This is a genomic window from Flavobacterium sp. ZB4R12, from assembly GCF_048276375.1.
Lineage (GTDB): Bacteria > Bacteroidota > Bacteroidia > Flavobacteriales > Flavobacteriaceae > Flavobacterium > Flavobacterium gawalongense.
The window spans coordinates 118,450-130,990 of sequence record NZ_JBLNKS010000004.1; the positions used below are offsets into that span (position 1 = coordinate 118,450).

General features: G+C 33.9%; 13 protein-coding genes. 7 read left to right on the forward strand and 6 right to left on the reverse strand.

The annotated features are described in order from the left end of the window. Together ACNO7W_RS04130 and dnaA are read right to left on the reverse strand one after the other, a co-directional pair. Positions 1-468: a low molecular weight protein-tyrosine-phosphatase gene (locus tag ACNO7W_RS04130; RefSeq protein WP_417937131.1), complete on the reverse strand. Its 468-nt coding sequence runs from the start codon at positions 466-468 to the stop codon at positions 1-3. 8 nt (positions 469-476) lie between these two features. Continuing rightward, positions 477-1,904: a chromosomal replication initiator protein DnaA gene (gene dnaA, locus ACNO7W_RS04135; protein ID WP_035674283.1), complete on the reverse strand. Its 1,428-nt coding sequence runs from the start codon at positions 1,902-1,904 to the stop codon at positions 477-479. 184 nt (positions 1,905-2,088) lie between these two features. Between dnaA and ACNO7W_RS04140 the strand changes: the two genes are divergently transcribed. Next, complete coding sequence (locus ACNO7W_RS04140) at positions 2,089-2,493, forward strand: acyl-CoA thioesterase (protein WP_417937132.1); 405 nt, start codon at positions 2,089-2,091, stop codon at positions 2,491-2,493. A 29-nt stretch (positions 2,494-2,522) separates the two neighbouring features. Here ACNO7W_RS04140 and ACNO7W_RS04145 read toward each other — a convergent pair whose 3' ends face one another. The 3 genes from ACNO7W_RS04145 to ribD are packed head-to-tail and all read right to left on the reverse strand — an operon-like array spanning position 2,523 to position 4,830. Beyond that, the gene (locus tag ACNO7W_RS04145; RefSeq protein WP_417937133.1) at positions 2,523-3,152 is read right to left on the reverse strand and encodes an IMPACT family protein; all 630 of its coding nucleotides are present in this window, start codon (positions 3,150-3,152) and stop codon (positions 2,523-2,525) included. A 6-nt stretch (positions 3,153-3,158) separates the two neighbouring features. Beyond that, entirely contained in the window at positions 3,159-3,761 is a 603-nt protein-coding gene (locus tag ACNO7W_RS04150) for an HAD family hydrolase (protein ID WP_417937134.1), read from the reverse strand. Next, positions 3,754-4,830, reverse strand: coding sequence for a bifunctional diaminohydroxyphosphoribosylaminopyrimidine deaminase/5-amino-6-(5-phosphoribosylamino)uracil reductase RibD (ribD, locus tag ACNO7W_RS04155; RefSeq protein WP_417937135.1), 1,077 nt, complete (start codon positions 4,828-4,830; stop codon positions 3,754-3,756). The genes ACNO7W_RS04150 and ribD overlap by 8 nt, the downstream gene beginning before the upstream one ends. A gap of 118 nt (positions 4,831-4,948) precedes the next feature. On the opposite strand from ribD, the gene ACNO7W_RS04160 reads away from it, so the two are divergent. Together ACNO7W_RS04160 and prmC are read left to right on the forward strand one after the other, a co-directional pair. Then, on the forward strand, positions 4,949-5,434 hold the full coding sequence (locus ACNO7W_RS04160; protein WP_417937136.1) for a GNAT family N-acetyltransferase: 486 nt from the start codon (positions 4,949-4,951) through the stop codon (positions 5,432-5,434). Positions 5,435-5,494: 60 nt separating this feature from the next. Beyond that, positions 5,495-6,355, forward strand: a complete 861-nt coding sequence (gene prmC / locus ACNO7W_RS04165) for a peptide chain release factor N(5)-glutamine methyltransferase (protein WP_143388452.1) — start codon at positions 5,495-5,497, stop codon at positions 6,353-6,355. Positions 6,356-6,429: 74 nt separating this feature from the next. Here prmC and ACNO7W_RS04170 read toward each other — a convergent pair whose 3' ends face one another. After that, positions 6,430-7,674 carry an ABC transporter permease gene (locus tag ACNO7W_RS04170; RefSeq protein WP_417937203.1) on the reverse strand — a complete coding sequence of 415 codons (1,245 nt, stop codon included), beginning with the start codon at positions 7,672-7,674 and terminating at the stop codon, positions 6,430-6,432. 296 nt (positions 7,675-7,970) lie between these two features. Here ACNO7W_RS04170 and hisS point away from each other — a divergent pair, with 296 nt between their 5' ends. The 4 genes from hisS to ACNO7W_RS04190 all read left to right on the forward strand — a co-directional run bounded on the left by hisS (position 7,971) and on the right by ACNO7W_RS04190 (position 12,507). Then, a complete protein-coding gene (hisS, locus tag ACNO7W_RS04175; RefSeq protein ID WP_417937137.1) occupies positions 7,971-9,341 on the forward strand; it encodes a histidine--tRNA ligase in 1,371 nt (456 codons plus the stop codon). A gap of 304 nt (positions 9,342-9,645) precedes the next feature. Further along, entirely contained in the window at positions 9,646-10,221 is a 576-nt protein-coding gene (locus tag ACNO7W_RS04180; protein WP_143388454.1) for a nucleotide exchange factor GrpE, read from the forward strand. A 106-nt stretch (positions 10,222-10,327) separates the two neighbouring features. Next, a complete protein-coding gene (dnaJ, locus tag ACNO7W_RS04185; RefSeq protein ID WP_417937138.1) occupies positions 10,328-11,443 on the forward strand; it encodes a molecular chaperone DnaJ in 1,116 nt (371 codons plus the stop codon). Positions 11,444-11,586: 143 nt separating this feature from the next. Then, a complete protein-coding gene (locus tag ACNO7W_RS04190; RefSeq protein ID WP_143388456.1) occupies positions 11,587-12,507 on the forward strand; it encodes an ABC transporter ATP-binding protein in 921 nt (306 codons plus the stop codon). The last annotated feature ends 34 nt before the right edge of the window (positions 12,508-12,541 follow it).

The window sequence follows — 12,541 nt, forward strand, 5'->3', positions numbered from 1 at the left end:
TTATTGGTGTTTTGCTATTAATTTTTTTGCAATTAGTTCACAAACTTCGTCAAGCATATTGTAAACTATTTCAAATCCGTTGGGTAAACCAAAATAAGGATCTGGTACATCTACATTTTCATTTGGAAATAATTCATTCAAAATAAGTTGTACTTTTTCTTTTTGATCTTGAGTTTCAGCTAGCTCAATTACGTTCTCATAATTAGAATTATCCATCACAAAAATATAATCATAAGAGTCAAAATCAGATTTGCTAAATTGTCGCCCTTTTTGATTTGAAATATTTATTTTATTGTTTTTTGCAACCGCAATAGAACGAACATCAGGCGAATGTCCAATGTGCCAAGAACCTGTTCCTGCAGAATCAACTGCAAATTTATTTTTAGGGAGTTTTGAAGCTAATATGCCTTCGGCCAAGGGAGACCGACAAATATTTCCTAAACAAACCATTAAAATTTTTATGGACATGATGCTTTTTATAGCGTTAATTTTTTATTGATATCTTCAACAAATTTTTTGAATTGTTTGTCGGTAGCAACTAAATTGTCAACGGTTTTGCATGCGTGTAATACTGTAGCGTGATCTCTGTCTCCAATTTGTGAACCAATGTTCGCCAAAGATGCTTTTGTAAATTTTTTAGCAAAAAACATTGCTAATTGCCTCGCTTGTACAACATGCCTCTTTCGAGTTTTTGATTGAAGTGTTTCTAAATCCAATTGGAAATAATCAGAAACAATTTTTTGAATGTAATCGATAGAAATTTCTCTTTTTACATTTTTCACAAATTTTTCAACAACACTTTTAGCAAGTTCTAAAGTAACTTCTTTTTTATTAAAAGACGATTGTGCAATCAAGGAAATAATAGCTCCTTCCAATTCTCTTACATTCGATTTGATGTTACGGGCTACATATTCAATTATTTCTTCAGGTATTTCTACACCGTCTCTATACAATATGTTTTTAAGTATTGAAATTCTGGTTTCATAATCCGGTTGGTGCAATTCTGCAGACAATCCCCATTTGAAACGAGATAACAATCTTTGTTCAATATCTTGCATGTCAACTGGAGCCTTATCCGAAGTTAAGATAACCTGTTTGCCATTTTGATGCAAATAATTGAAAATATGGAAAAATACATCCTGAGTTCCTGATTTTCCAGAAAGGAATTGAACATCATCAATAATTAAAACATCAATTAATTGATAGAAGTGGATGAAATCATTTCGGTTATTTTTTTTTACCGAGTCAATATATTGTTGAGTGAAAATCTCTGCCGAAATATATAAAACAGTTTTTTCGGGATATTTATCTTTTATTTCCACACCAATAGCATGCGCTAAGTGTGTTTTGCCAAGACCAACTCCTCCAAAAATTAATAATGGATTAAATGAAGTTCCACCAGGTTTATTGGCAACAGCCATACCAGCAGAACGAGCTAATCTATTGGAGTCTCCTTCAAGAAAATTGTCAAAACTGTAATTTGCGTTAAGTTGAGATTCAATTTTTAAATTACGAATTCCTGGAATTACAAATGGATTTTTTAATTCCGGGTTTAAGTTTTTAAATGGAGCATCAACTTCTTGTGGCTTCATAGGAACTCTATTAGCACTTGGCAATTGTTCCGTAAACGGTTGTTTGTTGCCATAAGTGTTTTCCATTCTGATTTTATAGAGTAACTTTGCGTTTTTTCCGAGTTCTTTGGTAAGTGCCACTTTTAATAATTTTACATAGTGTTCTTCTAGCCATTCGTAGAAAAATTTACTTGGAACTTGAATATATAATGCATTGTCGGTTAGCTCAACTGATTTGATTGGTTCGAACCAAGTTTTGTAAGCTTGATCCTGAATGTTGTCTTTTATAAAAGACAAACAGTTTTCCCATACTGATTGAGCAGTTTTGTTCATATATTCTGTTAAATTATTTTTATTCGGTAATTATTATCTTACTAAAAAAAGAGTGAAATTTTATTGTTTTTCGGGGTAACAAATATGTGAACAAATTTCTGTAAAAAAAAATATATTGGGTAATAATTTTACAAATTATTGTTGTAAGTAACTTTTTAAATTTTAAATTTTTAATACATAATTAATGAAAGATCATAAAATAGACGTTAGGGTACGATACTCAGAAACAGACCAAATGGGAGTAGTTTATCATGGTAATTACGTTCCCTATTTTGAGATAGGTAGGGTGGAATGGCTTAGAAACAAAGGGATTTCATATAAAAGAATGGAAGAAAGTGGTATCGCGTTGCCGATTGTTTCTATGAATATAAATTATAAAAAATCGGCTCGTTATGATGAGTTGCTTACCGTTCATACTACTTTCAAAAGTCAGAGTTCAGTGAAGATAGAATTTGATTGTGTTATTTATAATGAATCTGATGAGTTATTAACAACTGCCCAATTTATTTTGGTTTTTGTGTCCTTAAAAACGGGTCGTCCAACAGCTCCTCCAGATTATATTTTAGATTTGTTAAAAACGATAGAATAAATTATAAAAACAGCAATTTTGAGTAAAAATTAGAGTCGTTTTATATCGATTTCAAACATCAGATTAAAAATGTCGAACACCATTTCGGCATTTTTTTTTCGGGTTTTCAGCTCTATTTTGCCAATAGGAAGTCCTGAATCTTCGTTTATTTCCATTTTTTGAGTCACAATTTCCAATCTTTTCTCCTTAATTACTCGCATTACTTTATTCATGTTTTTATAATCAAATGTGATTGAATAATGAATATTTATGGTTTTTTCGACTATCTCACAAGTTTCAAGAACCATTTGTGCGGTCGTTTTATAAGCGGATATCAATCCGCCAACACCTAATTTCACGCCACCAAAAATCCGAACCACTACTATTAATACATTGGTGATAGAAAACGACTGAATTTGTCCATAAATTGGCATTCCAGCGCTGTTGCTTGGTTCTCCGTCGTCATTAGCTCTGTAGGTTATTGTGTCAGTTCCTAATTGATAGGCGTAACAAAAATGCCCTGCATTGGGATGTTGTTTTTTTAAACTATCAATGATGGGTTTTACTTCATCTTCAGATTGAATAGGGTAAGCATAACCAAAGAATTTGCTGTTTTTTTCTTTGAATAGTATTTCTGAAGAGGGAAATTCAATGGTATTGTACGTGTCTTTAAATTCCAAAAGGTTCTAAATTATTTTTTTGTCAAATAAATTGACGACATCTTCTTTTCCAACTTGTAAATTCCAAACTTGAAATCCTAATGCAAGTGCAGCATCCGTATTTTCTTTTTTATCGTCAATAAATAAAGTACGCTTTGGAGCTAAATCATGCTTGTTTGCCAAGTAATTGAAAATTTCTGGGTTTGGTTTTCTCATTTCCACTTCAAACGAAAAATATACTTTCTCAAAACATTGATAAAAATCACTGTAAAATGAAATTCCGTTTTTTTGTTCGAAAGTTTCTATGTGAATGGAATCAGTATTGGACAAGAGAAACAATCGGTATTTTTTGGAAAGCATTTGAAGAAATTCAAGCCGGTACAATGGGAAATCAAGAAGAATGGCATTCCATGCGGCTAAAATTTCTTTTATAGAAGCATTTGGAACGTGCTTTTGAATGCCGAGAAGGAAATTTTCACGTGAGATTTGACCTGTTTCAAATTGAATATTCAAATGATCTAAGTCTTTATTCCACTCAGATAAGCCTAGTTTTTCTAAGGCATCCATAGTGGCTTGTTTATCTAAATTGATAAAAATATCCCCAAAATCAAAAATAATGGCATTAATCATGGTTTCTAGAAATTATAAGTTCATCATTGCTAATCGAATATTTTTCGAACGGTTTTTTATCTAGTATTGGGGCTTTTGTACCTGCAGTAAATTGAACGTTTCCAACAAAGATTCTTGCTTCGTCCCAAAGATTGGCATCAATAAAAGTCTGTACTGTTTGTCGTCCGCCTTCAATAATTACGGATTGAATTTGATGTTGATACAGCGCTTTTATTATTTGTTTTGCTATGTTTTGTTCAAAATCAATTACTTCAAAGATAGTGTTTTCTTTTTCAATTGTTGTTTTCGATTTCGAAAATAGGATAGTTTTAACCTGTTTGTCAAATATGTGACTGTCTTCCGGAATCCGATTATTTTGGTCTATAATCAATCGGATTGGATTTTTTCCAGACCAATCCCGTGCATTTAGTTTTGGATTGTCATCAATAACGGTTTGGGTTCCTACCAGAATAGCTTGCTCCTCGGTTCGCCATTTATGTACCAACTGTCTCGAATAGGAATTTGTAATCCAGAACGGTTTTTTTTCATTGTCATTCTGTCCTGAAGCTTCGGGATTACGAAGCGTCTCATCGGGTGCGATAAAACCATCCTGACTTTCGGCCCATTTTAGAATAATATAAGGTCTTTTCTTTTCGTGGAAAGTAAAAAAGCGTTTGTTCAGTTCGTTACATTCCGTTTCAAGAATCCCAACCGTAACATGTATTCCGGCTTCAAGTAATTTTTTGATGCCATTCCCCGCCACTTTCTCGTTAGGGTCAACAGTTCCGATAACTACATTTGGGATTCCATTTTTTATAATCAAATCACAGCAAGGAGGTGTTTTTCCAAAATGACTGCAGGGCTCTAAACTCACATAAATAGTCGCTTTTTTCAACAGCGATTTGTCTTTTACTGAATTTATGGCGTTTACTTCGGCATGTGGTTCTCCTGCTTTTTTATGCCAGCCTTCGCCAATTATTTGGTCTTCATAAACAATTACACTGCCCACCAAAGGATTGGGATAGGTTGTTCCTAAACCATTTTTGGCTAACTGGATGCATCGTTTTATATATTTTTCATGTGTTTTCACAACACAAAAGTAGTTATTTTTGAGTTTAGCCCCGAAACTTCAGGATTAGTTTTGAAACTTTCGAAAATAACAATAAACAATTTCTACTTTTGTATGTAAAATTAGTTTCTGAAAGAAAATGGAAGATTATAGCATTAGAAAAATAAAAAAAGAAGACAATCAAGCAGTTGCACAACTAATACGAGCCGTTTTTGATGAATTGAACATCCCAAAAGTAGGAACTGCCTATGAAGATCCTTATTTGGATTTAATGTTTGAAGAGTATAATAAACCTAAATCAGTTTATTATGTTGTTGAGAAAAACGGGAAAATCATTGGTTCTGCCGGCGTTGCTCCACTTGAAAACGAAGCCGAAACTATTTGTGAATTGCAAAAAATGTATTTCCTTCCGGAAACTCGAGGCCTTGGAATTGGCAGTAAAATGATGGCTAAGTGTTTGCAGAGTGCAAAGGATTTTGGTTTTGAAAAATGTTACTTGGAAACCATGCCATTTATGCATGATGCCCAGAAATTATACAAAAAAGTAGGTTTCGAATATATTTGTTCTCCAATGGGAAGCACCGGTCATACAAGTTGTCCCGTTTGGATGTTGAAAGAGTTATAAGTTTTGAATTATGAGTTATGAATTGACAGCATTAATTCAGACAATCCAGATCCTATTAAAATGAAAATAAAAGAATACAGAACCCAATTTATTGAAGAACTCACTCCGATTTATGATGCGGGTGAAGCCGAGAGTTTTTTCTATCTAATTTTAGAGGAGAAACATCAATTAAAAAGAATTGACTTGGCGTTGCATCCTGATTTGGTTTTTTCGGAAGAGGAAATTGCGGTTTGGAATTCTATTTTGGAACCATTGCAACAGGAAATTCCAATTCAATACTTGTTGGGGAAAACCAGTTTTTATGGGTTAGATTTTGAAGTCAATGAAAACGTTTTGATTCCAAGACCGGAAACGGAAGAATTAGTCGAATGGATTATTAAAAGTAATTTAAAGATTGAAAAATTTAAAAATTTAAAGATTTTAGATATTGGAACCGGAAGCGGCTGCATTGCTATTTCATTGGCGAAAAATCTCCCCAATGCCCAAGTGTATGCAATTGATGTTTCCGAAAAGGCTTTGGCTACAGCCAAAAAAAATGCAGCAATCAACGAAGTGAATGTTACTTTTGTCAATCAAAATATTCTTGGAACCGAGGATTTGCAACAGCAATTTGATATTATCGTTTCCAATCCTCCTTATGTTCGGAATCTAGAAAAAGAGGAAATCAAGAAAAATGTTTTGGACAATGAACCGCATTTGGCTCTTTTTGTCGAAGATAATGATGCCTTGATTTTTTATAAAAAAATAGCTGAATTGGCTCAAAAAAATCTTTTGCCAAACGGACAATTGTATTTTGAAATCAATCAGTATTTAGGCAAAGAGATGGTTGATTTACTCGAAAAACTAAATTTCGCAACTATCGAATTACGAAAAGATATTTACGGAAATGACAGGATGATTAAAGGAAGTGATCAGTTCTAAGTATTCAGTATTTATAAATTGAAAACGAATCGCTGATTACTTTTTTTTAAGTTTTAGAGACTGACTACTGCGAACTACTCGTATCGCAACGCTTCAATAGGATCAAGTCTAGCTGCTTTTACCGCGGGATACAAACCAGAAACGATTGCCACGATAAAACTTGTAATAAAAGCTGCCATAATAGCGCCCCACGGAATTACAAACACAAAACTCATTGCGGTAGCGACTCCAAATCCAATTAAGATTCCAAAAATAATTCCGACCAATCCGCCTAATTGGCCGATAAGTAATGTTTCTATGAAAAACTGAAAAGCAATCGTAGTTTTTTTGGCTCCCAAGGCTTTTCGAACTCCAATTTCTCTAGTGCGTTCCGTTACCGAAACAATCATGATATTCATCAAAGCGATCGAAGAACCAAGAACGGTGATAATACCAATAAGCCAGGATGCAAGTCCAAGATATTTAGTAATTCCAAGGATTCTATTGATCAAGTCATCACTACGGACGACTCCAAAATTATTGTCTTTCACAGGACTTAATTTACGAACTCTGCGCATAGTGCTTGTTGCGTTGTCAATCGCCTGATCCAATAATTCTTTTTTGGCAACCATAACGCTCATCGTGTAATTGATGTTAGGTGTCGTAAACAAGGAACGAGCTACCTGAATGGGAATTAAAACTCTTAAATCCTGGCTGTTTCCAAAGGTTGATCCCTTTTCTTTCAGTACGCCGATAACTTTAAATTTAGCGCCACGAATAGAAATTGTTTTATCAATAGGATTCACATCTTTCAACAATCCTTTTTCAAAATCAGACCCCACAACACAAACATAAGAATTGTTGTCGATATCAAATCCGGTAAAATTTCGTCCCAAATTGGTTTCTAAACCGGAATTAGTAATAAAATGCTGATCAACACCTAAGATGCTAATTTCGGGATCGGTTTCTGTGGCTTCATATTTCACTTCGGCAGTAGAAGTTGCCGTAAAAGAAACTGAGGTTTCGGTAAAAGGATAGTTGAATTTATTTTGGAAAGCAACAGCTTCGGGATAGGAAATGATTGGATTTATAATTTCACGTTCCTGTCCACCGCGATTTCTTATTTCGTTTTCATACTGATTGATATTAAAAGTATTGGCTCCCATCGAAGCAAAATCAGATGAAATAGTATTTTCTAAAGCAGAAACAACGGTTAGGATTCCGACTAAAGCGGTAATTCCAATCGCAATAATCAGCACTGTAAGTATGGTTCGTAACAATTGTGTTCTGATAGAACCAAAGGCAATTCGGATATTTTCTTTGAATAATTTTAGCATCATACGAGTTTGACACGAAAATACAATTTTTGTTACAAGTTTTCTTTTCAAAAATTCTAATTTATTCCAATCTCTTTTTCCTTGGATCTATTTCCAGCTTTTCACTACAATCTGTCAGTAAAAACAATATTATTTTTTACTTCTATATTTTCGCTTCACTGTGGGCTAGTCATTATGCAATAAAATGCGGGAATTTGTAAACAGATTTATTTTAAAAATAAGATATTTGCAAAGAATCAGAATTTGGAATTTTTCAACAATTCCTAAATCTGAAAATCTAAAAATCCAATAATCAAAAAATGGCATCAAAACCGAGCATTCCAAAAGGGACTAGAGATTTTTCACCAACTGAGGTGGCAAAACGTCAATATATCATTCAGATTATAAAAAGTAATTTCGAGAAATTTGGTTTCCAACCTATAGAAACGCCTTCATTCGAAAATTCCGAAACCTTAATGGGAAAATACGGAGAAGAAGGCGATCGATTGATTTTCAAAATATTAAATTCCGGAGATTATTTGGCGAAAGCCAATGCAACTCATTTAGAAAATAAAGACAGTACTAAATTGACGCCAAGTATTTCTGAAAAAGCCTTGCGTTATGATTTAACTGTTCCGTTTGCTCGTTATGTAGTACAACATCAAAACGAAATTGAATTTCCATTCAAAAGATACCAAATTCAACCCGTATGGAGAGCTGACCGTCCACAAAAAGGACGTTTCAGAGAGTTTTTTCAATGTGATGCTGATGTGGTGGGTTCTAAATCCTTATGGCAGGAAGTAGAGTTGGTGCAATTATATGATACTGTTTTTACGGCTTTGGGATTGAGTGGAGTAACTATCAAAATTAATAACAGAAAGATTCTTTCGGGTATTGCCGAGGTAATTGGCGCGTCAGATAAATTAATAGATTTCACTGTTGCGTTGGACAAACTAGATAAAATAGGAGAGGATGGTGTGAAAAAGGAAATGATAGAGAAAGGCATTTCTGAAGAAGCCATTCTAAAAGTACAACCGCTATTTAATTTTATCGGAACCATTTCGGAGAAAATAAACCAACTTTCTGTTTTGCTTGCTGAATCCAGTGAAGGAATGAAAGGCGTAGAAGAGTTGCGTTTCATTTGTGATAACGTAATGAAACTTGGATTAAACACTTCCATTTTAGATTTGGATGTGACACTGGCGAGAGGTTTAAATTATTATACAGGAGCTATTTTTGAAGTGGCTCCGCCAAAATCAGTTGCCATGGGATCTATTGGCGGCGGTGGAAGATATGATGATTTGACTGGAATTTTTGGGCTCAAAAACATGAGCGGTGTTGGAATTTCTTTTGGATTGGACCGAATCTATTTGGTTATCGAAGAATTGAATTTATTTCCTGAAACCGTAACGGCAACTTCCAAAGCGTTGTTTATTAATTATGGTGACACAGAAGCTTTTTATGGATTGCAAGCCATACAAAAATTAAGAGCTTCCGGAATAAAAGTTGAATTGTACCCGGATAATGCGAAGGTGGCCAAACAGTTTCAACATGCGGATAAACGAGGAATTCCTTTTGCTGTAATTGTAGGGGAGCAAGAAATGGATTCTAATTCTTTTTCGCTTAAAAATTTAGTGACAGGAGAACAGGTTTTGCTGGATTTTGGAGGTCTTAAAAACGCACTTTCATAAAGTGAGATTTAAAACATAAAAAAAGCTTCGTTTTATAAAACGAAGCTTTTTTTAATATAGGGTAATATGAATTAATAATTTTTTAGTGGGCAACCTTTTGTGTTTTCTTCAAAAAAACATTAACAAATTTATGTAATCTATATCGAGATAGTCTTAAAATTATATTAAATTTTTAGCGCGACGCATTAAAATTATTTTGTTGTAATTAATTAAAAATAAAAGAGTGTTTCAATATTAAGATGACAATTTGACATTTTATAAGATTTGGCAGTACTTTTGCAATCCAAAGAAAAGAATAAAAACGATGTTTAAGAATTTTTTTAAAAATACAAGTAATATGACTACTGAAAATACAGAAATCGATCAAGAAATAGACGAAGTAACATTAGAAAAAAATGCGAATGGTGAGCAGCTTATTATTGAGGAATTAAGTGTTGAAGAGCAATTAACTCAAGACTTAGCCAAAGAAAAAGATAAGTATTTACGATTATTTGCTGAATTTGAAAATTACAAACGAAGAACTTCTAAAGAACGTATTGAGTTGTTTAAAACAGCAAATCAAGAAGTTTTACTTGCTATGTTGCCTGTTTTAGATGATTTTGACAGAGCTATTGTGGAAATAAGCAAATCCGAAGATGAAATTTTATTGAAAGGGGTGGAGCTTATTCATGAGAAATTAAAAAACACATTAGTTTCTAAAGGATTAGAACAAGTTGAGGTTAAAGCTGGAGATCCTTTTGATGCGGATTTTGCCGAAGCAATAACTCAAATTCCTGCGCCGTCAGCCAAGATGAAAGGTAAAATTGTTGATGTTCTTGAAAAAGGATACAAATTGGGAGACAAAATCATTCGTTTTCCAAAAGTTGTTATTGGACAATAAAGACGCGATTTATCATGTCTTAAGTTTAGGAAAGAAGCAATCTACCGCGTCTTAATATAGGGCAGTTACGCGATTTATCACGTGTCTGTTTCATAAAAAATTAAAAATGAAAAAAGATTTTTACGAAATATTAGGCATTTCAAAAAATGCTGATGCAGCCGAAATTAAAAAAGCATATAGAAAACAAGCAATAGCACATCATCCTGACAAAAATCCTGGAGACAAATCGGCAGAAGAAAAATTTAAATTAGCAGCCGAGGCATACGAAATACTAAGTGATCCTCAGAAAAAAGCCAAATACGATCAATACGGTCATCAAGCTTTTGATGGTTCAGGCGGTTTTGGTGGAGGCGGTCACGGCGGAATGAATATGGATGATATTTTCAGTCAGTTTGGTGATATTTTCGGAGGCGGTTTTGGTGGTTTCGGAGGTGGCGGAGGCGGCGGAGTTCGTCGTGCTAAAGGAAGCAACCTTCGTATCAAAGTAAAATTGACATTGGAAGAAATTGCTAATGGAGTAGAGAAAAAAGTAAAAGTAAAACGTAAGGTTCAAGCACCTGGAGTTGCTTATAAAACATGTTCTACCTGTAATGGTCAAGGACAGGTAATGCGTGTTACCAATACGATTTTAGGTAGAATGCAATCCGCTTCAACTTGTCCAACTTGTAGTGGTTCAGGTCAAATTTTAGATAAAAAACCAGCAAATTCGGATTCACAAGGGATGATTCTTGAAGACGAAACCGTTTCAATAAAAATACCTGCAGGTGTAGTTGACGGAATGCAATTAAAAGTTTCCAATAAAGGGAATGATGCTCCGGGGAATAGTATTCCAGGAGATTTAATTGTAGCTATTGAAGAGATTGAGCATGAATTTTTGAAACGTGAAGGGGAGAATTTGCATTATGATTTATACATCAGTTTTGCTGAAGCAGTATTAGGAATTTCAAAAGATATTGAAGCCATAAACGGAAAAGTCAGAATTAAACTGGAAGAAGGAATTCAGTCGGGTAAAATTCTAAGACTTAAAGGAAAAGGAATTCCGAGTTTAAACGGATATGGTAACGGAGATTTACTGGTACATGTTAATGTTTGGACACCGAAAATACTAAACAAAGACCAAAAACAGTTTTTTGAAAAAAATCTTACCGATGAGAATTTTATTCCAAATCCTGAAAAATCAGACAAATCATTTTTCGAGAAAGTAAAAGATATGTTTTCATAATAAAACACGTAGAGATGCGATTTATCGCGTCTGATTAAGAAATATAATCCCCATCCTTGTTAAAATAAGGATGGGTTTTTTATGAAACAATTCTAAGTATTTCGGTACTAATTATTTACTTTTACACAAATTAAAAAATGAGCATGAGTAACATACTTGAAGTTAATAAAGTCGTGAAGCAATACGGTGATTATGTGGCGCTTAACGAAGTTTCATTAACTGTTCCTAAAGGGAGTATCTACGGGCTTTTAGGTCCAAATGGAGCAGGAAAAACATCACTTATCCGAATAATAAATCAAATTACTTTACCTGATAGTGGCGAAATTATTCTGGACGGTGAAAAACTGCAACCCAAACATGTTCAATACATAGGTTATTTACCCGAAGAAAGAGGATTGTACAACACTATGAAAGTAGGAGAGCAATGCTTGTATTTGGCTCAAATGAAAGGACTTTCTAAGGCTGAAGCCAAGAAACAACTCGAATATTGGTTTGATAGATTAGAAATTCAAGGGTGGTGGAACAAGAAAATTCAGGAACTTTCTAAAGGAATGGCACAGAAAATTCAGTTTGTAGTTTGTGTTTTGCACAAACCAAAACTGTTGATCTTTGACGAACCATTTTCGGGTTTTGATCCTGTAAATGCTACTATTATCAAAGATGAAATTCTGGCGTTAAGAGAAGAAGGAGCTACTATAATTTTCTCGACACACCGCATGGAAAGTGTAGAAGAATTATGTGATCATATTGCGCTGATCCATAAATCGAATAAACTGATTGAAGGAAAACTGGACGATGTCAAAAGACAATTTAAAGCCAATAGTTTTGAAGTGGGCATTTTATCGGATAATGTAGAAGGTTTGATGTATGCTATTACACAAAAATTCACTGTCGGACCGGCTAATTTTAAATCACTGAACAACGAATTAAAACTGGAAATTCAACTAGGAAATGCCACGCCAAATGAGTTGTTGAATATCCTTACACAACGTGGACAAGTAACGCACTTTGTAGAAAAAATACCAAGTGTAAATGATATTTTCATCCAAACAGTAACACAATAGATTGTTAGACTTCTTAGATTGTTAGGCTTTTTTG